This window comes from Pararhizobium sp. LjRoot238 (assembly GCF_964252955.1).
Taxonomy (GTDB): Bacteria; Pseudomonadota; Alphaproteobacteria; order Rhizobiales; family Rhizobiaceae; genus Pararhizobium.
Genome location: NZ_CAXUPP020000001.1, coordinates 3,914,173 through 3,934,989, shown reverse-complemented (window position 1 = coordinate 3,934,989; position 20,817 = coordinate 3,914,173). Strand labels below are relative to the sequence as shown.

General features: G+C 60.5%; 19 protein-coding genes. 18 read left to right on the top strand and 1 reads right to left on the bottom strand.

Features of this window, described 5'->3' with window-relative positions; all coding sequences use genetic code 11:
• Window positions 1-4: 4 nt before the first annotated feature.
• The 18 genes from nuoE (at window position 5) to ACSQ3F_RS19205 (ending at window position 19,960) form a co-directional block, all read left to right on the top strand.
• A complete protein-coding gene (nuoE, locus tag ACSQ3F_RS19290) occupies window positions 5-763 on the top strand; it encodes an NADH-quinone oxidoreductase subunit NuoE (RefSeq protein ID WP_436101689.1) in 759 nt (252 codons plus the stop codon).
• Between the two features lie 11 nt (window positions 764-774).
• Entirely contained in the window at window positions 775-2,079 is a 1,305-nt protein-coding gene (gene nuoF / locus ACSQ3F_RS19285) for an NADH-quinone oxidoreductase subunit NuoF (RefSeq protein WP_436101688.1), read from the top strand.
• A gap of 5 nt (window positions 2,080-2,084) precedes the next feature.
• Window positions 2,085-2,756 carry an NADH:ubiquinone oxidoreductase gene (locus tag ACSQ3F_RS19280; RefSeq protein WP_436101687.1) on the top strand — a complete coding sequence of 224 codons (672 nt, stop codon included), beginning with the start codon at window positions 2,085-2,087 and terminating at the stop codon, window positions 2,754-2,756.
• A gap of 113 nt (window positions 2,757-2,869) precedes the next feature.
• On the top strand, window positions 2,870-4,951 hold the full coding sequence (gene nuoG / locus ACSQ3F_RS19275; RefSeq protein WP_436101686.1) for an NADH-quinone oxidoreductase subunit NuoG: 2,082 nt from the start codon (window positions 2,870-2,872) through the stop codon (window positions 4,949-4,951).
• Between the two features lie 21 nt (window positions 4,952-4,972).
• Window positions 4,973-6,016 carry an NADH-quinone oxidoreductase subunit NuoH gene (gene nuoH / locus ACSQ3F_RS19270; RefSeq protein WP_436101685.1) on the top strand — a complete coding sequence of 348 codons (1,044 nt, stop codon included), beginning with the start codon at window positions 4,973-4,975 and terminating at the stop codon, window positions 6,014-6,016.
• A 64-nt stretch (window positions 6,017-6,080) separates the two neighbouring features.
• Complete coding sequence (nuoI, locus tag ACSQ3F_RS19265) at window positions 6,081-6,572, top strand: NADH-quinone oxidoreductase subunit NuoI (protein ID WP_436101684.1); 492 nt, start codon at window positions 6,081-6,083, stop codon at window positions 6,570-6,572.
• A 140-nt stretch (window positions 6,573-6,712) separates the two neighbouring features.
• Entirely contained in the window at window positions 6,713-7,327 is a 615-nt protein-coding gene (locus tag ACSQ3F_RS19260) for an NADH-quinone oxidoreductase subunit J (protein ID WP_436101683.1), read from the top strand.
• 29 nt (window positions 7,328-7,356) lie between these two features.
• A complete protein-coding gene (gene nuoK, locus ACSQ3F_RS19255) occupies window positions 7,357-7,665 on the top strand; it encodes an NADH-quinone oxidoreductase subunit NuoK (RefSeq protein WP_436101682.1) in 309 nt (102 codons plus the stop codon).
• Between the two features lie 7 nt (window positions 7,666-7,672).
• Complete coding sequence (gene nuoL / locus ACSQ3F_RS19250; protein WP_436101681.1) at window positions 7,673-9,670, top strand: NADH-quinone oxidoreductase subunit L; 1,998 nt, start codon at window positions 7,673-7,675, stop codon at window positions 9,668-9,670.
• Window positions 9,670-11,181, top strand: a complete 1,512-nt coding sequence (locus tag ACSQ3F_RS19245; RefSeq protein WP_436101680.1) for an NADH-quinone oxidoreductase subunit M — start codon at window positions 9,670-9,672, stop codon at window positions 11,179-11,181. The genes nuoL and ACSQ3F_RS19245 overlap by 1 nt, the downstream gene beginning before the upstream one ends.
• A gap of 18 nt (window positions 11,182-11,199) precedes the next feature.
• Window positions 11,200-12,642: an NADH-quinone oxidoreductase subunit NuoN gene (gene nuoN / locus ACSQ3F_RS19240; protein ID WP_436101679.1), complete on the top strand. Its 1,443-nt coding sequence runs from the start codon at window positions 11,200-11,202 to the stop codon at window positions 12,640-12,642.
• Window positions 12,639-13,406 (top strand): biotin--[acetyl-CoA-carboxylase] ligase, encoded by a 768-nt coding sequence (locus ACSQ3F_RS19235; protein WP_436101678.1) that lies wholly within the window; start codon window positions 12,639-12,641, stop codon window positions 13,404-13,406. Before nuoN ends, ACSQ3F_RS19235 begins: the two co-directional genes overlap by 4 nt.
• Window positions 13,407-13,425: 19 nt before the next feature.
• On the top strand, window positions 13,426-15,093 hold the full coding sequence (locus tag ACSQ3F_RS19230; protein WP_436101677.1) for a ribonuclease J: 1,668 nt from the start codon (window positions 13,426-13,428) through the stop codon (window positions 15,091-15,093).
• A gap of 32 nt (window positions 15,094-15,125) precedes the next feature.
• Entirely contained in the window at window positions 15,126-15,530 is a 405-nt protein-coding gene (gene mce, locus ACSQ3F_RS19225; RefSeq protein WP_436101676.1) for a methylmalonyl-CoA epimerase, read from the top strand.
• A gap of 108 nt (window positions 15,531-15,638) precedes the next feature.
• Window positions 15,639-15,908: a DUF1467 family protein gene (locus ACSQ3F_RS19220; protein ID WP_436101675.1), complete on the top strand. Its 270-nt coding sequence runs from the start codon at window positions 15,639-15,641 to the stop codon at window positions 15,906-15,908.
• Between the two features lie 700 nt (window positions 15,909-16,608).
• On the top strand, window positions 16,609-17,937 hold the full coding sequence (gene proS, locus ACSQ3F_RS19215) for a proline--tRNA ligase (RefSeq protein ID WP_436101674.1): 1,329 nt from the start codon (window positions 16,609-16,611) through the stop codon (window positions 17,935-17,937).
• A 10-nt stretch (window positions 17,938-17,947) separates the two neighbouring features.
• Entirely contained in the window at window positions 17,948-19,258 is a 1,311-nt protein-coding gene (locus ACSQ3F_RS19210) for a lipoprotein-releasing ABC transporter permease subunit (RefSeq protein WP_436101673.1), read from the top strand.
• Between the two features lie 18 nt (window positions 19,259-19,276).
• Window positions 19,277-19,960, top strand: a complete 684-nt coding sequence (locus ACSQ3F_RS19205) for an ABC transporter ATP-binding protein (protein ID WP_436101672.1) — start codon at window positions 19,277-19,279, stop codon at window positions 19,958-19,960.
• Window positions 19,961-19,991: 31 nt separating this feature from the next.
• Here ACSQ3F_RS19205 and ACSQ3F_RS19200 read toward each other — a convergent pair whose 3' ends face one another.
• Window positions 19,992-20,570 carry a hypothetical protein gene (locus tag ACSQ3F_RS19200; RefSeq protein WP_436101671.1) on the bottom strand — a complete coding sequence of 193 codons (579 nt, stop codon included), beginning with the start codon at window positions 20,568-20,570 and terminating at the stop codon, window positions 19,992-19,994.
• Between the last annotated feature and the right edge of the window lie 247 nt (window positions 20,571-20,817).

Genomic DNA, 20,817 nt, shown 5'->3' with positions numbered 1-20,817 from the left:
AAGAATGTCCGTTCGTCGACTAGCCGAGGAAAATGTCCAGCCAGCGAGCTTTGCCTTCAGCAAGGACAATGCTGTCTGGGCCAAGGCAACGATCAAGAAATACCCGAAAGGCCGCGAGCAATCGGCGGTCATTCCGCTGTTGATGCGGGCGCAGGAGCAGGATGGCTGGGTCACCAAGGCTGCGATCGAAGGCGTCGCCGACATGCTCGGCATGCCCTATATTCGCGTGCTCGAAGTCGCGACCTTCTACACTCAGTTCCAGCTGAAGCCGGTCGGCACGCGCGCCCATGTTCAGGTTTGCGGCACGACGCCATGCATGCTGCGCGGCTCGGAAGACCTGATCAACCTTTGCAAGAAGCGCATCCATCCCGAGCCGCTGACGCCGAACGAGGCGGGTACGCTTTCCTGGGAAGAGGTGGAGTGTCAGGGCACCTGCGTGAACGCGCCGATGGTGATGATCTTCAAGGACACCTACGAAGACCTCACGGTTCCGCAGTTGGAATACATCATCGACCGTTTCGACGCAGGCAAGGGTTCCGACGTCAAGCCGGGTCCGCAGATCGACCGTATTTTCTCAGCACCCGTCGGTGGTCCGACGACGCTGTTGACACCGGAAAAGAAACCGGCCGCACCGCGCGCCAAGAAGGTCAACGACGAGGCCGCCGTCAGCGTGCCGCCATCCAAGGCTGCGCGCGCCAAGACTGCCGCGGCGGAAACCGATCCGGCTTTGAAGACGCCGTCAACAGGCAAGAAGCCGCGATAAACAGGTGAACCATGCTCGACGATAAAGATCGCATTTTTACCAATATCTACGGCATTCACGACAAGTCGCTGAAGGGCGCGATCAGCCGTGGCCATTGGGATGGCACCAAGCAGATCCTGGAAAAGGGCCGTGAGTGGATCATCAACGAGATGAAGGCGTCGGGTCTTCGCGGCCGTGGCGGCGCGGGCTTCCCGACCGGTCTCAAATGGTCCTTCATGCCGAAGGAAAGCGATGGCCGGCCGCATTATCTGGTCGTCAACGCCGACGAGTCGGAGCCCGGCACTTGCAAGGACCGCGACATCATGCGCCACGATCCACACACGCTGATCGAAGGCTGCCTGATCGCCAGCTTCGCCATGGGCGCGCATGCCGCCTATATCTATGTTCGCGGCGAATATATCCGCGAGCGCGAGGCGCTGCAGGCGGCGATCGACGAATGCTATGACGCCGGCCTTCTCGGCATCAACAACAAGCACGGCTGGGACATGGACATCTACGTCCATCACGGCGCCGGCGCCTATATCTGCGGCGAGGAGACAGCACTTCTCGAAAGCCTTGAAGGCAAGAAGGGCCAGCCGCGCCTCAAACCCCCGTTCCCGGCGAACATGGGCCTCTATGGCTGCCCGACGACGGTCAACAACGTCGAATCGATCGCTGTTGCGCCTACCATCCTGCGCCGTGGCGCCGGCTGGTTCTCCGCGATCGGCCGTCCGAACAATGTCGGCACCAAGCTGTTCATGGTGTCTGGCCACGTCAACAGGCCGTGCACCTTCGAGGATGCAATGGGTGTGCCGTTCCGCGAGATGATCGAGCGCCATTGCGGCGGCATTCGCGGCGGCTGGGACAATCTTCTCGCGGTCATTCCGGGCGGTTCGTCCTGCCCGGTGGTCAAGGCGGAAGACATCATGGATGCGCCGATGGATTTCGACGGCATGCGCGACGTCAAGTCGTCTTTCGGTACCGCGGCAGTCATCGTCATGGACCGCTCCACCGACATCATCAAGGCGATCTGGCGGCTGGCGGCATTCTACAAGCACGAGAGCTGCGGCCAATGCACGCCGTGCCGTGAAGGCACCGGCTGGATGATGCGGGTCATGGAACGCATGGTCCAAGGCCGCGCCCAGAAGCGCGAAATCGACATGCTGTTCGACGTGACGAAGCAGGTCGAAGGTCACACGATCTGCGCGCTCGGCGACGCGGCAGCATGGCCGATCCAGGGGCTGATCCGCAATTTCCGTCCGGAGATGGAAAAGCGCATCGATGAATACACGCGGAATTCGACATCGCATGGGGCGGTGCTGCAAGCGGCGGAGTAAGCGATATGACCAGGCCGGAACAGGAAGAAAGCAAGGGAACGTGGGCAGGAACTGCCGGTCCTACGGCAGATTCCCCGGCCAGTAGTGATCCGTTCGGCATGGCCGAATGGTTGAAGGATATGCCGAAAGTGCCGCTGCATCCGCTGATGCAGCATCCGGCGGCAGCGATGGCGGCAGCCACGGCGATTGGGCTTGGCATGACCAGCCATATCGCCGGCATCATGTTCGGCGCGATGCAGGGCATGACCAGGACGGCGCAGAAAACCGCTGCCGTCGACGAAAGACCTGCGGCGGAGGCTGCCGAACCGTTGGCAAGCGCTGCCGGGGTGGCGGATGTCGCACCGGCGACAAAAACCGAGACGCCAGTCAAGGCTCCGGTCAAGTCGAAACCAGTGAAGGCAGAACCGGTCAAGGCTGCGCCGGCGAAGGCCGACAAGCCGCAGCGGCAGACGGCTGCGGCGCGTGTGGTTGAAACGCAGGCCGATGACCTGAAGCGGATTTCGGGTATCGGTCCGAAGCTGGAGCAGGTGCTGAACGGCATGGGCGTCCGGCGTTACGCGGATGTCGCGTCGTGGAGCGATAAGGACGTGAAGCGTTTCGACGAGCAGCTCGGTTTTGGCGGGCGCATAGCGCGCGACGGCTGGGTCGAGCAGGCAAAGACCCTGATGAAGGGTTGAGAATGAGTTTCGAACGGCAATCGGAAACGGTTTTCGTTCAAGAGGTTAGCGTGCCTTTATAATATCTGTTCGCCGCTCTGGCTGGCGAATGAACGACAGGATTGAGTGCGAAGATGGCAAAGCTGAAAGTCGACGGAAAAGAGATCGAGGTCCCGGATCATTTCACGCTGCTGCAGGCGTGCGAAGAAGCCGGCGCCGAGGTTCCGCGCTTCTGTTTCCATGAGCGGCTGTCGGTCGCCGGAAACTGCCGCATGTGTCTGATCGAAGTGAAAGGCGGGCCGCCGAAACCGGCAGCCTCCTGCGCCATGGGCGTGCGCGACCTGCGTCCCGGCCCGAACGGCGAGCCGCCGGAAGTCTTCACGACCACGCCGATGGTCAAGAAGGCGCGCGAGGGCGTCATGGAATTCCTGCTGATCAACCATCCGCTCGATTGCCCGATCTGCGACCAGGGTGGCGAATGCGACTTGCAGGACCAGGCCATGGCCTTCGGCGTCGATTCGACCCGCTACAATGAAAACAAGCGGGCCGTCGAAGACAAGTATATCGGCCCGCTGGTCAAGACCGTGATGAACCGCTGCATCCACTGCACGCGCTGCGTCCGCTTCACCACCGAAGTTGCCGGCATTGCCGAACTCGGCCTGATCGGCCGCGGCGAGGATGCCGAAATCACCACCTATCTCGAGCAGGCGATGACCTCCGAATTGCAGGGCAACGTCGTTGACCTCTGCCCGGTCGGCGCTCTGACCTCTAAGCCTTACGCCTTCAACGCCCGGCCGTGGGAACTCGGCAAGACCGAATCGATCGACGTCATGGATGCCGTCGGCTCGGCGATTCGCGTCGACACACGCGGCCGCGAAGTGATGCGGGTCATGCCGCGCGTCAATGAAGAGATCAACGAAGAGTGGATTTCCGACAAGACCCGCTTCATCTGGGATGGTCTGAAGACGCAGCGTCTCGACCGCCCCTATGTGAAGAAGCACGGGCGCCTGCAGCCTGCGAGCTGGAACGAAGCCTTTGCCGCGATCAAGTCGGCGGTGGCAAAGACCAGCGGCGACAGGATCGGCGCGATCGCCGGCGATCTCGCTTCTGTCGAGGAAATGTATGCGCTCAAGGAACTGATGTCCTCGCTCGGCTCGAAGAACATCGACTGCCGCCAGGATGGCGCAGCGCTCGATCCGTCGTTCGGCCGTTCGAGCTACATCTTCAACCCGACGATCCAGGGCATCGAAAGTGCCGACGCGCTTCTGATCATCGGCTCGAACCCGCGGTTTGAAGCCTCCGTCCTGAACGCTCGCATCCGCAAGCGCTTCCGCATGGCCAATTTTCCGATCGGCGTGATCGGCGAGCAGGCCGAACTGCGTTATTCCTATGAATATCTCGGCGCCGGCGCCGATACGCTTGCCGAACTGGCGAGCGGCAAGGGCAAGTTCCTCAGCGTCCTGAAGAAGGCGCAGCGTCCGATGATCATTATCGGCCAGGGCGCGATTTCGGGCGGCAACGGTGCGTCGGTCCTCGCTACGGCTGCCAAGCTCGCCGGTGCTGTTGGCGCAGTAACCGCCGACTGGAACGGTTTTGCCGTCCTGCACACCGCAGCTGCCCGCGTTGGTGGCCTCGATCTCAGCTTCGTGCCGGGTGAGGGGGGTAAGACTGCCGCCGAGATGCTGACGGGCACGGACGTGCTGTTCCTGCTCGGCGCCGATGAGATGAATTTCTCGGCCAAGACCGCCGGCTTCACCGTCTATATCGGTTCGCATGGAGACGAAGGCGCGCATGGCGCCGACGTGATCCTGCCGGCTTCCACCTATACGGAAAAGTCCGGAACCTGGGTCAACACGGAAGGCCGCGTCCAGATGGGCAACCGCGCCGGTTTCGCGCCGGGCGATGCGCGCGAGGACTGGGCGATCATCCGCGCGCTTTCCGACGTGCTCGGCAAGCGCCTGCCGTTTGATTCGCTGAGTGAACTGCGCGGAAAGCTCTATGCGGCCCATCCGCATTTCGCTGAGATCGATATGATTGCGCCGGGCGCCAGCGGTGAAATTGCCGCACTCGGACAAAAAGCCGGTGAGATGGCCAAATCGGTATTTGCGTCTCCGGTCAAAGACTTCTATTTGACGAACCCGATAGCACGCGCGTCTGCCGTCATGGCCGAATGTTCGGCTTTGGCACGCAACAACTTCAAAGCTGCGGCGGAATGAGCGCGAGGGAATAAGACAAAAATGGACGCTTTCATTTTGACCTATGTCTGGCCAACGGCCATCATGATCGGCCAGTCGCTGCTGCTGCTGGTCGCTCTCCTGATTTTCATCGCCTATATTCTGCTCGCCGACCGCAAGATCTGGGCGGCGGTTCAGATGCGCCGTGGACCGAATGTGGTAGGCCCCTGGGGTCTTTTCCAGTCCTTCGCCGATCTTTTGAAGTTCGTCTTCAAGGAACCGGTCATCCCGGCCGGCTCGAACAAAGTGCTGTTCCTGCTGGCGCCGCTGGTCTCCGTCACCTTGGCGCTGGCCGCCTGGGCCGTCATTCCGCTCAATGCGAACTGGGTGATGGCAAACATCAATGTCGGCATTCTTTATGTGTTCGCCATATCTTCCCTTGAAGTTTATGGCGTCATCATCGGTGGCTGGGCATCGAACTCGAAATATCCGTTCCTCAGCGCACTGCGCTCTGCAGCGCAGATGGTCTCCTACGAAGTCTCGATCGGCTTCGTCATCGTCACCGTGCTGCTTTGCGCCGGCTCGCTGAACCTGACGGATATCGTCGATTCGCAGCGTGACGGCCTCGGCACGATGATCGGGTTGCCCGGCTCGTTCCTCGACTGGTACTGGCTGCCGCTGTTCCCGATGTTCATCGTCTTCTTCATCTCGGCACTGGCTGAAACCAACCGTCCGCCCTTCGACCTCGTCGAAGCGGAATCGGAACTGGTCGCCGGGTTCATGGTCGAATACGGCTCGACCCCGTACATGATGTTCATGCTCGGCGAATATGCGGCCATCTGCCTGATGTGCGCGCTGACGACGATCCTGTTCCTCGGCGGCTGGCTGCCTCCGGTCGATGTCTGGTTCCTCAATTGGGTCCCGGGCGTCATTTGGTTCATTCTGAAGGCATCGATGGTGTTCTTTATGTTCGCCATGGTGAAGGCCTTCGTGCCGCGCTACCGCTATGACCAGTTGATGCGTCTCGGCTGGAAGGTCTTCCTTCCGCTGTCGCTCGCCATGGTCTTCATTGTTGCAGTCGTGCTGAAACTGGTGGTGTGGGCCTGATGTCCGTTTCCCGTTTCGCAAAATTCGCCGGCGCCTCCCAGGCCGGCATGTTTGGAGGTTGTTGATGGCAAGTCTTTCGCAAGCCGTCAGTTCGCTGTTCCTCAAGGAATTCGTCGGCGCGTTCTTCCTGTCGATGCGCTATTTCTTCGCGCCGAAGGCGACGCTGAACTACCCGTTCGAAAAGGGTCCGGTCAGTCCGCGCTTCCGCGGCGAGCATGCGCTGCGCCGTTATCCGAACGGCGAAGAACGCTGCATTGCCTGCAAGCTGTGCGAAGCGATCTGTCCTGCCCAGGCGATCACCATCGAAGCCGGCCCGCGCCGCAACGATGGCACGCGCCGCACGGTCCGCTACGACATCGACATGGTGAAGTGCATCTATTGTGGTTTCTGCCAGGAAGCCTGTCCGGTGGACGCGATCGTCGAAGGCCCGAATTTCGAGTTCGCCACCGAGACGCGCGAAGAGCTGTATTACGACAAAGAGCGTCTGCTTGCCAACGGCGACCGCTGGGAACGGGAAATCGCCCGTAACATCGCAATGGACTCGCCTTACCGCTGAGGCCGTTGGATAGAGACTGCGCCTGCCTCGTCGGGCAGGCGCAAAACAGATTTTGGGCGTGGCCGGGAGACCCGGTTCGCCAGTGGGAAGGGTGGCCTATCGGTCATGCCTGCCCGGGGAAGACGAAAAAGGCACCGATCATGGGTCTGCAGGCTCTTTTTTTCTATCTTTTTTCATTCGTCGCGGTTGCGTCGGCGTTCATGGTCATTTCCGCGCGAAACCCGGTTTATTCCGTGCTGTTCCTGATCCTGACGTTCTTCAACTCGGCCGGCCTGTTTCTGCTGACGGGTGCCGAGTTCCTCGCGATGATCCTGCTGGTCGTCTATATCGGCGCCGTCGCGGTCCTGTTCCTCTTCGTGGTGATGATGCTCGACATCGATTTCGCCGAACTGAGGGCCGGGGTGCTTGACTATGCGCCGGTCGGCGCCCTAATCGGCCTTGTGCTTGCAGCCGAGTTGATCATCGTGGTCGGCGGCAGCACGTTCTCGCCGGAAATCGCCAAGTCGATTTCGATGCCGATCCCGGCTGTGACCGACCGAACCAACACGGCAGCGCTCGGTGACGTGCTTTACACGCACTATGTCTACTTCTTCCAGATCGCTGGTCTGGTTCTGCTGGTCGCGATGATCGGTGCCATCGTGCTGACGCTGCGCCATCGCGAACACATCAAGCGCCAGCATATTCCCACACAGGTTGCCCGTTCGCCGAAGACCGCCGTCGAAGTGGTCAAGGTCAAGTCGGGCCAGGGCCTTTAAGACGGACGCGGGGTCAAGGAACAATCATCATGGAAATCGGTATTTCCCACTATCTGACCGTCAGCGCCGTCCTGTTTACGCTCGGCGTCTTCGGCATCTTTCTCAACCGGAAAAACGTCATCATCATCCTGATGTCGGTTGAACTCATCCTGCTTTCGGTGAACATCAACATGGTCGCTTTCTCGTCGTTCCTCAATGACATCACCGGCCAGGTGTTCGCCTTGTTCATTCTGACCGTCGCGGCCGCGGAAGCCGCGATCGGTCTTGCAATTCTCGTCGTCTTCTACCGCAACCGCGGCTCGATCGCCGTCGAAGACGTCAACATGATGAAGGGTTGAGCGGGCAATGAATACGATTATTCAAGCTATCGTCTTCCTGCCGCTGATCGGCTTCCTGATCGCCGGCCTGTTCGGCACCTCGATTGGTGCCAAGGCGTCGGAATATGTCACCAGCGGCTTCATGGTCATCGTCGTCGTGCTGTCGTGGTTCGTCTTCTTCAACGTCGCGCTGGGCGAGACGGAGATGATCAAGGTCATGGTGATGCGCTGGATCCAGTCCGGCAGCTTCGACGCCGAGTGGTCGTTCCGCGTCGATACGCTGACGGCCGTCATGTTCGTCGTTGTCAACACGGTGTCGAGCCTGGTTCACATCTACTCGATCGGCTACATGCATCACGATCCGAACCGGCCGCGCTTCTTTGCCTATCTGTCGCTGTTCACCTTCGCCATGCTGATGCTGATCACGTCTGACAATCTCTTGCAGATGTTCTTCGGCTGGGAAGGCGTGGGTCTGGCGTCCTATCTGCTGATCGGCTTCTGGTACAAGAAGCCGTCGGCAAACGCTGCCGCGATCAAGGCCTTCATTGTCAACCGCGTCGGCGACTTCGGCTTCGCGCTCGGCATCTTCGGCGTCTTCGTGCTGTTCGGCTCGATCAATCTCGAAACGATCTTCGCCGCCGCCGCAAGCTATCTGCCGGCGGAAGGTGCTGTGGAAGGCGGCGAAGCCGTCATCAACCTGTTCGGCATGCATCTCGACAAGGCGGACGCGGTGACGGCGATCTGCCTGCTGCTCTTCATGGGTGCTATGGGCAAGTCCGCGCAGTTCCTCCTGCACACCTGGCTGCCGGACGCCATGGAAGGCCCGACACCGGTTTCGGCGCTCATCCATGCGGCGACCATGGTCACCGCCGGTGTCTTCCTCGTCGCCCGCATGTCGCCGCTGTTTGAACTGACCGAGGACGCCCGCACGGTCGTCGTACTGGTCGGTGCGATCACGGCCTTCTTCGCAGCGACCGTCGGTCTGGTGCAGAACGACATCAAGCGCGTCATCGCCTATTCCACCTGCTCGCAGCTCGGCTACATGTTCGTGGCGCTCGGCGTCGGCGCCTATGGCGCGGGGATCTTCCACCTGTTCACGCACGCCTTCTTCAAGGCGCTTCTATTTCTTGGCGCCGGCTCGGTCATCCATGCCGTCGATGGTGAACAGGACATGCGGTTCATGGGTGGGCTGAAGAAGTACATTCCTTGGACCTACTGGTTGATGTTCGCCGGCACCGTCGCGCTCACAGGTGTCGGTATTCCCGGCACGGTCATCGGCACGGCGGGCTTCTTCTCGAAGGATGCCATCATCGAGTCGACGTTTGCCTCGCATAATGTGTTGTCTGGTTTTGCCTTCACGCTGCTGGTCGTTGCTGCGTTGTTCACGAGCTTCTACTCGTGGCGCCTGACCTTCATGACGTTCCACGGCAAGCCGCGCGCGTCCCACGAGGTCATGCACCATGTGCATGAATCACCGAAGGTGATGTTGGTGCCGCTCATTATTCTTGCGATCGGCGCAATCGCCGCAGGTTTCCTTTCCCACGAATACTTCTTCGGTCATGAGTATGCCCACTTCTGGCAGGGTTCGCTGTTCACGCTGCCGGAAAACGAGCTGATCGAGGAATACCACCATGTCCCGCTCTGGGTGAAATGGAGCCCGTTCTGCGCCATGGCGCTCGGCCTCATCACCGCCTGGCACATGTACATCCGCTCGCCTGAAACGCCGAAGTACTTGGCCAATCAGCATCGCGTTCTCTACCAGTTCCTGCTCAACAAGTGGTACTTCGACGAGATCTATGACTTCCTGTTCGTTCGTCCGGCCAAGCGCCTCGGCACCTTTCTCTGGAAGGAAGGCGACGGGCGGGTCATTGACGGCTTCGGCCCGAACGGCATCGCCGCGCGCGTTATGGACGTCACCGACCGCGTCGTTCGCCTGCAAACCGGTTACCTCTATCACTACGCCTTCGTAATGCTGATCGGCATTGCGGCGCTCGTTACCTGGATGATGCTCGGGAGCTCCTTCTGATGACCGATTGGCCCATTCTTTCCGCGGTCACCTTCCTGCCGCTGGCCGGTGTTGCTCTTCTGCTTTTGATGCGCGAAGACAGCGCCTCCGGCCGCCGCAATATCCTGAACATCTCGCTCCTGACGACGATCGCCACCTTCGTCCTGTCGCTTTGGGTATGGTGGAGCTTCGACTACACCAACCCGGGTTTCCAGATGCTCGAGAGGCATGCCTGGCTCGGCACCGGCATTTCCTACCATCTCGGCGTAGACGGCATTTCGGTGCTCTTCGTCGTGCTGTCGGCGCTCCTCATGCCTTTCTGCGTGCTGGCGAGTTGGGTGACCATCGAGAAGCGCCTGAAACAGTACATGATCGCCTTCCTGCTTCTGGAAGTGTTCATGGTCGGCGTCTTCGTGTCGCTCGATATCGTGCTCTTCTACGTCTTCTTCGAAGCAGGCCTCATTCCGATGTTCATTATCATCGGCGTCTGGGGCGGCAGGGACCGCGTCTACGCGTCCTACAAGTTCTTTCTCTATACGCTGCTCGGCTCGGTGCTGATGCTGCTCGCCATCATGGCGATGTACTGGCAGGCCGGCACGACGGATATCGTCGAACTGCTTGCCTACAACTTCCCGCGCCAGATGCAGACCTGGCTATGGCTGGCCTTCTTCGCATCCTTCGCGGTGAAGATGCCGATGTGGCCGGTCCATACCTGGCTTCCCGACGCGCACGTCCAGGCGCCGACGGCAGGTTCGGTCATCCTGGCGGGTATCCTCCTGAAGCTCGGCGGCTACGGCTTCCTGCGCTTTTCGCTGCCGATTTTCCCGCTGGCGTCGGAATATTTCGCGCCCATGGTCTTCTCGCTGTCGATCGTCGCCATCATCTACACCTCGCTGGTCGCGATGATGCAGTCCGACATCAAGAAACTGATCGCCTATTCGTCGGTCGCCCATATGGGCTACGTCACCATGGGGATTTTTGCGGCCAATACGCAAGGGGTACAGGGCGCGATCTTCCAGATGCTGTCGCACGGCATCGTCTCGGGCGCGCTCTTCCTTTGCGTCGGCGTCGTCTATGACCGCACCCACACCCGCGACATCAGCGCCTATGGCGGCCTCGTCAACAACATGCCGAAATATGCGGTTGCCTTCATGGTCTTCACCATGGCCAATGTCGGTCTTCCCGGCACTTCCGGCTTCGTTGGCGAAATCACCACGCTGCTCGGCGCTTTCCGGGCAAACACCTGGGTTGCCTTCTTCGCAACGAGCGGTGTCGTTCTCTCCGCCTGCTACGCGCTCTGGCTTTACCGCCGCGTGATCTTCGGTGCGCTCGAGAAGGACAGCCTGAAATCGCTGCTCGACCTCTCCGGCCGTGAGAAGGCTATCCTCTATCCGCTGGTCGTGCTGACCATCTTCTTCGGCGTCTATCCGGCTCCGGTGTTCGATGCGACGGCAGCCTCGGTGGATCTGCTCGTGAACAACTACACTGCCGCCGTGCAGGCAGCGCAAGACGTTGCGCTTTCGGCGAAATGACGACGGGACGGGATTGAAATGACTGCTGAAACATTCCTCGCTAGCCTGCACCTGTCGACGCCGGAGCTGATCCTTGCCGTCGGCGCCATGGTCCTGTTGATGATCGGTGTCTTCTCGGGCGAGAAATCGTCCGGACTGGTCACCGGCCTTGCCGTTGGCCTGCTTGCCGTTTCCGGTGCCTGGCTGATCTGGCAGACCGGCGACGGTCAGGCCTATGGCGGCGTGTTCCTGTCGGATCCGTTCGCCCGGTTCATGAAGGTGCTGACGCTGGCCGGTTCCCTGGTCACCCTGGTCATGTCGGCGGGCGAGGCGCGCTCGGCGGGCATCGACCGCTTCGAGTTCCCGGTGCTGGTGGTGCTGGCGACGCTCGGCATGCTGCTGATGATTTCGGCCAACGACCTCATCTCCGTCTATCTCGCGCTCGAACTGCAGTCGCTGTCGCTCTATGTCGTCGCTGCCATGCACCGCGACAACCTCCGCTCGACCGAAGCGGGCCTCAAATATTTCGTTCTCGGCGCCCTCTCATCGGGCATGCTGCTCTACGGCATGTCGTTGGTTTACGGCTTTACCGGCCATACCGGCTTCGAAGCCATCGCGTCGGCTCTGTCGGCGGAACGCCGTTCGCTTGGTCTGGTTTTCGGGCTCGTCTTCATTCTCGCCGGCGTCGCCTTCAAGATTTCGGCCGTTCCGTTCCACATGTGGACGCCGGACGTCTACGAAGGTGCGCCGACGCCGGTAACGGCATTCTTCGCCGCCGCGCCAAAGATCGCAGCGATGGCGATGCTCATCCGCCTGGTGATCACGCCGTTCGAGCCGATCGTCGCCGACTGGCGGCAGATCATCGTCTTCATCTCGATCGCCTCGATGCTGCTCGGCGCGTTTGCGGCGATCGGCCAGAAGAACATCAAGCGACTGATGGCCTATTCGTCGATCGGCCATATGGGCTACGCGCTCGTCGGCCTGGCCAGCGGTTCCATGGCCGGTGTGCGCGGTGTGCTGATCTACATGCTGGTCTATATGGTCATGACGCTTGGCACCTTCGCCTGCATTCTGTCGATGCGCCGCAAGGATGGCCAGCATGTCGAAGGCGTCGATGACCTCGCCGGCCTGTCGCAGACCAATCCTCTCATGGCGACGGTGTTGACGGTGATGATGTTCTCGCTGGCCGGCATTCCGCCGCTGGCAGGCTTCTTCGCCAAATATTTCGTGTTCATGGCGGCGATCGAGGCGCAACTTTATGCACTGGCGATCATCGGCGTTCTGGCCTCGGTCGTGGGTGCCTATTATTACCTGCGCGTCATCAAGCTGATGTGGTTCGATGAAGCCAAGGACGAGTTCGCCCGTCCGTCCGGCGTGCTGCGTCTCGTCTACGGTCTCTCCGGTCTGTTCGTGGCTGCCTATGTGCTGATCGGCGGACCGATCGGCACGGCGGCTGAAGTTGCTGCGCGGACCTTCTTTTGATCAGCGAGCACCGGATTGGCAGGCTCTCGCTCGATGACTTCCGGCATACTGCCCTTGGCGATGTCGGATCGACGAACACCGAATGCCTGATCCGCGCCCGCGCCGGTGATCCGGGACTTCACTGGATCACCGCGACACGGCAGCTCGAGGGACGGGGGCGGCGCGGCCGCTCTTGGGCTTCGGAACCGGGCAATCTCTACGCCTCGCTGCTTTTGATCGACCCGGCGCCGATGGACAAGCTGCATTCCCTGCCGCTCGCTGTTGCCGTCGCAGTGCATCGGGCGATCCAGGCGGTCATGCCGCCGGGGTCCAATCCGGTTTCGATCAAGTGGCCTAACGACATTCTGATTGCGGGCAAGAAGTGCTGCGGTATCCTGCTCGAAGGCGAGGGGTTGGCTGACGGCAGGCACGCGCTGGTGATCGGTTGCGGCATCAATGTCGCGCTGGCGCCGGACCACGGGCTCTACCCCGTGACGAGCCTGCAGGCAGAGGGGGCAGCAGTTTCGCCGGAAGAATTGTTTGCCCATCTGTTTCGCAGCATGGGTGAGGCATTGAATGTCTGGAACCGCGGGCAGGGCATAGCCGAAATCATTGCCCAATGGCGGTCCGCAGCAGGTGGTATAGGCCAGAAGATTACGGTCAACCTGCCGGACCGCTCGCTTTCCGGACGGTTCGAAGGCATAGATGAAGACGGCCGGCTGATGCTCGATATGGGAGCAGGCGTGGTCCACCGCATCGCCGCGGGCGATGTATTTTTTGGATGAAACAAGGCGCAATCATTAAATGAGCAAACAAGACGAACTCGTCTTCCTGCCGCTGGGCGGAGTTGGGGAAATCGGCATGAACCTGGCCCTTTACGGCTATGGTGCGCCGTCCAGCCGCCAGTGGATCATGGTCGATTGCGGCGTGACCTTTCCGGGGCCGGACCTGCCGGGCGTTGATCTGGTTCTGCCGGATATCCGCTTCCTGGCGGAGGAGCGCAAGAACCTCAAGGGCATCATCATCACCCATGCCCATGAAGATCACTACGGCGCGCTCGCCGATCTCTGGCCGGGCCTGAACGTGCCGGTCTATGCGTCGCCGTTTACGGACGGCATGCTTGACGCCAAACGCAATTTCGAGCGGACGCGCGCCGACGTGCCGATCACGATCTTCAAGCAGGGCGACCGGATCAATGTCGGTCCGTTCGAGATTGAAGCGGTCGGCGTCAACCACTCGATCCCCGAGCCGATGTCGCTGGTCATCCGCACGCCGCTTGGCAATATCGTCCATACCGGCGACTGGAAGATCGACCATGCGCCTTCACTTGGTCCGTTGACGGACGAGGCGCGGTTCCGCGCGATCGGCGACGAGGGCGTGCTGGCGCTGATGTGCGACAGCACCAACGCGATGCGCGATGGCGTATCGCCCCAGGAAGAGGAGGTTTCGGCGAGCCTCACCAAGATCATCGAGAACGCCACCGGCCGCGTCGCGATCACCACCTTCTCCTCCAATGTCGGCCGCATCCGCTCGATCGCCAAGGCATCCGCCGCCGCCGGCCGCGAAGTCCTTTTGCTCGGTAGTTCAATGAAGCGTGTCTGCGACGTCGCCCGCGATGTCGGCCTGATGGAAGGCTTGAACCCGTTCATCGCGGAAGACGAATTCGGCTATATCCCGCGGGACAAGGTCGTGGTGATCCTCACCGGCAGCCAAGGAGAATCCCGCGCGGCGCTGGCAAAGATCGCGCGCGACGAAATGCGCAACGTGGCTTTCACGGCCGGCGATACCGTGGTGTTTTCTTCCCGCGCCATTCCCGGCAACGAGAAGGCGATCAACGACATCAAGAATGGCCTCGTCGAGCAGGGTATCCATATCGTCACCGACTCGGAAGCCCTCGTGCACGTTTCCGGCCATCCCCGCCGCCACGAATTGCAGCAGATGTACGAATGGACGCGGCCGCAGATCCTCGTGCCGGTCCACGGCGAGGCGGCACATCTGACGGCCCAGACCGAACTCGGCCTGCAATCCGGCATCAAGACGGTTCCGCGCGTGCGCAATGGCGACATGCTGCGGCTTGCGCCCGGTCCGGCAACGGTGATCGGCACGGCGCCGCATGGCCGTATCTACAAGGATGGCAGCCTGGTCGGCGACTTCGACGAGATGGGCATCGGCGAGCGCCGCAAGCTTTCCTTTGCCGGCCATGTGGCGGTCAATGTCGTGCTTGACGAGCGGTATGATTTCAACGCCGATCCAGATGTCGTCACCATCGGCCTGCCCGAGTTCGATGACGAGGGCGAAGACATGAACGATACGCTCTATGATGCCGTGCTCGGCGCCGTCGAAAGCATCCCGCGCGGCAAGCGCAAGGATCTCGCCATGGTGCAGGAAGCGGTTCGACGCGCGGTTCGCGGCACGGCCAATGAGGTCTGGGGCAAGAAACCGGTCGTCACCGTGTTCATCAACAAGCTTTGATAGCGTAAAGGAAGCGCGCGAAAGGCAAAACCATGCTCGGACGTGTCAATCACATTGCGCTGGCCGTTCCAAACCTTGCCGAGGCGGCGGAAAAATATCGCTCGGTGCTGGGTGCCTCGGTGACTGAGCCGGATGCTCTGCCCGAGCATGGCGTCAGCGTGGTTTTCGTCACGCTTGCGAACACCAAGGTGGAACTGCTCGAGCCGCTGGGTGAAGACTCCCCGATCGCAGCCTTCCTTGCCAAGAACCCCGCCGGCGGCATGCATCATATCTGCTACGAGGTCGATGACATCCTGGCGGCCCGCGACAGCCTTGTTGCTGCGGGGGGACGCGTTCTCGGCGACGGCCAACCCAAGATCGGAGCGCATGGAAAGCCGGTGCTCTTCCTTCACCCCAAGGATTTCTTCGGAACGCTGATCGAACTGGAGCAGGTGTGACAGAAGGGCGCGAGCCTGAGGTTTGTCGGACAAGCCGGAAAGCGGTATAACGACGCCCAACAATGCCAAAGGGAGCCCTTCCGGTTTCCTTCGCAGTGAGAGACCACGATGCCGATCTTTTCCATCTTCGCGATCTACTTCATCATCTGGTGGTTGACGCTGTTCATCGTCCTGCCGATCGGTCTGCGCACGCAGGCCGAAGAGAACGAGGTCGTGCCCGGTAGCGTCGAGAGCGCGCCGGCGCGCTTCCGGGCGCTGCGGGTTTTTCTGCTGACTACGGTGCTTGCAGCCGTCATCCATGTTGCGTGGTATATCCTCTCCGTCCGCCTCGGCTACGGTTTGGACGCAATTCCGCAATTCGCGCCGAAATTCTATTAGGACCAAACTGGGTGTGTTGCCCTTGCGACATTTACTGGTGTGATAGCGACGGCTTACAGACAGTCGGACCAATGCCGTTGAGGGACGTGCCACGCAATTGACACGATCGAAGCGCCAGCTCTTCTTCTTTCAGAATCGGTTTCGTGAAAAGCAAAAAAAAACAAGGCTAAAAGCCTTGTTCTTAAAGTATCGCGTGACCCTTATCCGTTACCGGTGGCTGCGTATGACCGCGCCTGAGATCTTATCCTCCCAAGACTTGACCGCGAAATCGACAAGAATTTAATCTCCCTGCCTCTTTTGTGAGCCGAAACTAGCTCAAACATTATGCGTTGTCATCTGATTTTTTTGCATTTTTGCTACAGTCGAGCAAAATTTTTCCGTTGACAACTTCTGTCAGAATCCTGTTACTACCGTGCCTTTTTGCCGCACCCTTCAATCGCTTTTTCAGCGCCCGAAACGCCGGCTCGCTAAGCCGCGACGTCAGCAAAGATGACGGGTTTTCTTCCTGTCGCGAAGCGTCTATGAACGCTTGAGCGCGGTGTATCCTTCTTCCTGTATAGGCCGGTCGGAGCGTCGCGACACACAGTCAAACGGCAGTGCCCGTTCGCACGCTCGTCGAGCGTGCAGGGGCTGCAAGCTCAACGTTATTTCGCCCGAATCCAACGATAGTGCGAAGTGCATCAAGTTCCGGAACCCGTTCATGCGCCTGTCCCGCTTTTTCATGCCCATTCTGAAGGAAAACCCGAAGGAAGCGGAGATCGTATCGCATCGCCTGATGCTGCGTGCCGGCATGGTTCGACAGCAGTCGGCCGGCATCTATACCTGGCTGCCGCTGGGCAAGCGGGTGCTGGACAAGGTCAATGCCATCATCCGCGAGGAGCAGAACCGGGCAGGTGCCGTTGAATTGTTGATGCCGACGCTGCAATCGGCCGAACTCTGGCAGGAAAGCGGCCGTTACGACGCTTACGGCAAGGAAATGCTGCGCATCAAGGACCGTCAGGACCGGCCTATGCTCTACGGCCCGACCAACGAGGAGATGATCACGGATGTGTTCCGCTCCTATGTGAAGTCCTACAAGGACCTGCCGCTCAATCTCTACCATATCCAGCTGAAATTCCGCGACGAGATCCGCCCGCGTTTCGGCACCATGCGCTCGCGCGAGTTCCTGATGAAGGACGCCTATTCCTTCGATCTCGACCGCGAAGGCGCGGTGAATTCCTATAACCGGATGTTTGCCGCCTATCTGCGTACCTTCTCGCGCCTGGGCCTGCGGGCCATTCCGATGCGCGCCGATACCGGTCCCATTGGCGGTGACCTCAGCCACGAATTCATCATCCTCGCCGATACCGGTGAATCGGAAGTCTTCTGTCACAAGGACTTCCTGAATTTCGACATTCCTGCCGAAGAAACCGATTTCTGGGACGCAGGCGCCATGAAGGCGATCTTCGACAAGTGGACGTCGCGCTATGCCGCCACCTCGGAAATGCATGATGAGGCCGCTTTCAACGCCATTGATGGCGCCTCGAAGGTTTCCGCGCGCGGCATCGAGGTCGGCCATATCTTCTATTTCGGCACCAAGTATTCCGAAGCCATGGGCGCCAAGGTTCAGGGACCCGACGGCAAGGAGCACACGGTGCACATGGGCTCCTACGGCATCGGTCCGACCCGGCTGGTGCCGGCGATCATCGAGGCCTCGCACGATGAGAACGGCATCGTCTGGCCGGCTTCGATCGCGCCCTTCGATGCGGTCGTGATCAACATGAAATCCGGCGACGCCGCCTGCGACACGGCCTGCGAAACCATCTATGGCGCGCTCAACACGGCAGGCCTTGATCCGCTCTATGACGACAAGGATGACCGCGCCGGCACCAAGTTCGCCACCGCCGACCTGATCGGCGTGCCGGTGCAGATCATTGCCGGTCCGCGTTCCGTCGCAACCGGCGAGGTCGAACTCAAGGACCGCAAGACCGGCGCCCGCGAGACATTGACCATCGAGGCTGCGATCAACAAGCTGACTGCTTCGAAATAAGGGAGCCGGGATGAGCGCCACCACGCTAGAGCAGGACAAGGCAGCGGCCGCCGTTCAGCCGCCGTCGAGCCGTCCGTTTTCCACGTTCGAGCGCATGGTGGCCTGGCGCTATCTGCGCTCGCGGCGCAAGGAAGCGTTCATTTCGGTGATCGCCGGCTTTTCCTTCATCGGCATCATGCTCGGCGTGGCAACGCTGATCATCGTCATGGCGGTGATGAACGGTTTTCGCACCGAGCTCATCTCGCGCATTCTCGGCATCAACGGCCACATGATCATCCAGCCGCTCGACGGGCCGCTCGACAACTATGCCGACCTTGCGGTGAAGTTTTCCGGCGTCAAGGGCGTGACCATGGCGATCCCGATGATCGAGGGGCAGACGCTTGCCTCGGGTCCGGGCGGGGCAGGCACCGGCGCTTTGGTGCGCGGGCTGCGGGCTGACGATCTCGCCAAGATGAAATCCATTTCCGACCATATCCAGTCCGGCGATCTGGTCGGCTTTGCCGCCGGAACCGGCGTTGCCATCGGCTCGCGCATGGCCGAACAGCTCGGTATCACGGCCGGCGGCACGATCACGCTGGTCGCACCCGAAGGCGACATCACGCCGATGGGGGTCAACCCGCGCGTCAAATCCTACACCGTCTCGGCGATCTTCGAGATCGGCATGTCGGAATATGACGCCTCGATCATCTTCATGCCCCTTGAGGAGGCGCAGCTCTATTTCAACGCCGAAGGCATCGCCCAGTCGATCGAGCTCTTCGTCACCAATCCGGATCTGGTCGATGACCTGCGCCAGCCGATCGAGGACGCCGCTGGCCGCCAGGTGCTGATCAGCGACTGGCGCGACCGCAACAAGACGTTCTTCTCCGCCCTTCAGGTCGAGCGCAACGTCATGTTCATGATCCTGACGCTGATCGTGCTGGTGGCGGCGCTCAACATCGTCTCCGGCCTGATCATGCTGGTGAAGGACAAGGGCAGCGACATCGCCATCCTGCGCACCATGGGCGCGTCCTCCGGCTCGATCATGCGCATCTTCTTCATGACGGGTGCGGCGATCGGCATCGTCGGCACTTTCGCGGGCGTGCTTCTGGGTATTATCGTCTGCCTCAACGTCGAATCCATCCGCCAGTTCTTTTCCTGGATTTCGGGCACGACGCTGTTCAACCCCGAACTCTATTTCTTGAGCCAGCTTCCGGCCGACATGAACCCGGGCGAGACCATCTCGGTCGTCGTCATGGCGATCAGCCTGTCCTTCCTCGCCACGATCTTTCCGGCCTGGCGCGCCTCGCGCCTCGATCCGGTTCAGGCTCTGCGCTACGAATAAATAAGGATTACAGACACGATGAATGCGCGCGTGGCATTGCAGCTTTCCGGCGTCGAGCGTCATTACACCCAGGGCGAGGGCGTTCTGTCGATCCTCAAGGGTGCGGACTTTTCCCTGCACGGGGGGCAGACGGTCGCGCTCGTGGCGCCGTCCGGCACCGGCAAGTCGACGCTCTTGCATCTTGCCGGGCTGCTCGAGCGCCCCGATGGCGGCGAAGTCTTCATCAACGGCCAGTCCTGCGGCGCGCTCGGCGACGAGCAACGCACCGCGATCCGCCGCAACGACATCGGCTTCGTCTACCAGTTCCACCATCTGCTGCCGGAATTCACGGCGATTGAAAACATCATGATGCCGCAGCTGATCGCCGGCCTCGCGAAGGCCGAGGCGCGCGAACGGGCCGCAGCGCTGCTCGACTATATGCGCATCGGTCACCGTGCCGAGCATCGCCCCTCGGAGCTCTCGGGCGGTGAACAGCAGCGCGTCGCGATCGCCCGCGCCGTCGCCAACGCGCCCCTGGTGCTTCTTGCCGACGAGCCGACCGGCAACCTTGATCCGGAAACCGCCGGTTACGTCTTCGAAGCACTGGAGGCTCTGGTCCGCCAGTCCGGCCTTGCGGCGATGATCGCCACGCACAATTACGCGCTCGCCTCGCGCATGGACCGCCGCGTCACCATCGAGGACGGCAAGGTCGTCGAACTTTAAATAATCGAAAAGACAACGCTGCCGGGCAGCGCTATTGGTTGCCGCAAACTGACTGGCCGCGATCGTCCGACCAATCTTTCAAGAGCACGATTTCGCCCTTCGTGGCGACCGATTTGTCGTTAAGTTTGCCCTTGCCGGTCAGCACATTGAAATCGCAATCCGTGGTGTTGTCGAGATCGAGCGTGTCGTAGGACGAATAGGTGTATCCGGCGACCACGAAATCGAAATTGCGGTAGGCGACGGTCAGCTTCTGCTCCCAGCGATTGCGGCCGATCGAGTCGTTGTGCGACGTGACCAGGATCGAGCCGTTTGGCAAGGCCTCGATGAACGGCTCCTGCCCATAGGTCGTCACACTGCCCCAGACCTTGTTGGGGGCAAAGGTCTTCAGCTGAAGGCGATTGGTCTCGCCCTTGAGGTAGATGTAGATACCGTGATCATCCTCGCTGCCCTCCGGCGGTTCTGCGAGCAAGGCAAGGTCAGGGCTGCCATCCTTGTCCCAATCCCCGGTCGCCGCGGAAATGATCCGGCTGGGATCGATCATGTCTGCCGCCTGTGCAGTCAGGGCGGAAAGGCAAAAAAACAGCGTCGCGGCGGTCCGTGGCATTTTCATCGTTCGTTCCCTGATGGTCGTGGCGGTGAAATTAGTCGGCCAATCGGAAGACGTCCAGATGCCTCGAAATCCGGCAAGAGGAAATGTTTACCATGCCATTTCCCTCCGCGGATAATTTCAAACTGTTGCTTGACGATCGAACATAAATAGAACATAAAAAGAACATAACGGAAAAGGGAGCCTTGCAATGACTGACTTTCTTCGGGACCTCGCAGCTTTCACCTCAATCGCCATGTTCGTGGCCAGC

What these genes read in the sequence shown, in the direction of transcription:
- nuoN (WP_436101679.1), top strand. Translation starts at nt 11,200, where the DNA reads ATGACTGCTGAAACATTCCTCGCTAGCCTGCACCTGTCGACGCCGGAG.
- nuoL (WP_436101681.1), top strand. Translation starts at nt 7,673, where the DNA reads ATGAATACGATTATTCAAGCTATCGTCTTCCTGCCGCTGATCGGCTTC.
- nuoK (WP_436101682.1), top strand. Translation starts at nt 7,357, where the DNA reads ATGGAAATCGGTATTTCCCACTATCTGACCGTCAGCGCCGTCCTGTTT.
- nuoE (WP_436101689.1), top strand. Translation starts at nt 5, where the DNA reads ATGTCCGTTCGTCGACTAGCCGAGGAAAATGTCCAGCCAGCGAGCTTT.
- proS (WP_436101674.1), top strand. Translation starts at nt 16,609, where the DNA reads ATGCGCCTGTCCCGCTTTTTCATGCCCATTCTGAAGGAAAACCCGAAG.
- ACSQ3F_RS19230 (WP_436101677.1), top strand. Translation starts at nt 13,426, where the DNA reads ATGAGCAAACAAGACGAACTCGTCTTCCTGCCGCTGGGCGGAGTTGGG.
- nuoF (WP_436101688.1), top strand. Translation starts at nt 775, where the DNA reads ATGCTCGACGATAAAGATCGCATTTTTACCAATATCTACGGCATTCAC.
- ACSQ3F_RS19260 (WP_436101683.1), top strand. Translation starts at nt 6,713, where the DNA reads ATGGGTCTGCAGGCTCTTTTTTTCTATCTTTTTTCATTCGTCGCGGTT.
- nuoI (WP_436101684.1), top strand. Translation starts at nt 6,081, where the DNA reads ATGGCAAGTCTTTCGCAAGCCGTCAGTTCGCTGTTCCTCAAGGAATTC.
- ACSQ3F_RS19245 (WP_436101680.1), top strand. Translation starts at nt 9,670, where the DNA reads ATGACCGATTGGCCCATTCTTTCCGCGGTCACCTTCCTGCCGCTGGCC.
- mce (WP_436101676.1), top strand. Translation starts at nt 15,126, where the DNA reads ATGCTCGGACGTGTCAATCACATTGCGCTGGCCGTTCCAAACCTTGCC.
- nuoG (WP_436101686.1), top strand. Translation starts at nt 2,870, where the DNA reads ATGGCAAAGCTGAAAGTCGACGGAAAAGAGATCGAGGTCCCGGATCAT.
- ACSQ3F_RS19200 (WP_436101671.1), bottom strand. Translation starts at nt 20,570, where the DNA reads ATGAAAATGCCACGGACCGCCGCGACGCTGTTTTTTTGCCTTTCCGCC.
- ACSQ3F_RS19205 (WP_436101672.1), top strand. Translation starts at nt 19,277, where the DNA reads ATGAATGCGCGCGTGGCATTGCAGCTTTCCGGCGTCGAGCGTCATTAC.
- ACSQ3F_RS19220 (WP_436101675.1), top strand. Translation starts at nt 15,639, where the DNA reads ATGCCGATCTTTTCCATCTTCGCGATCTACTTCATCATCTGGTGGTTG.
- ACSQ3F_RS19210 (WP_436101673.1), top strand. Translation starts at nt 17,948, where the DNA reads ATGAGCGCCACCACGCTAGAGCAGGACAAGGCAGCGGCCGCCGTTCAG.
- ACSQ3F_RS19280 (WP_436101687.1), top strand. Translation starts at nt 2,085, where the DNA reads ATGACCAGGCCGGAACAGGAAGAAAGCAAGGGAACGTGGGCAGGAACT.
- nuoH (WP_436101685.1), top strand. Translation starts at nt 4,973, where the DNA reads ATGGACGCTTTCATTTTGACCTATGTCTGGCCAACGGCCATCATGATC.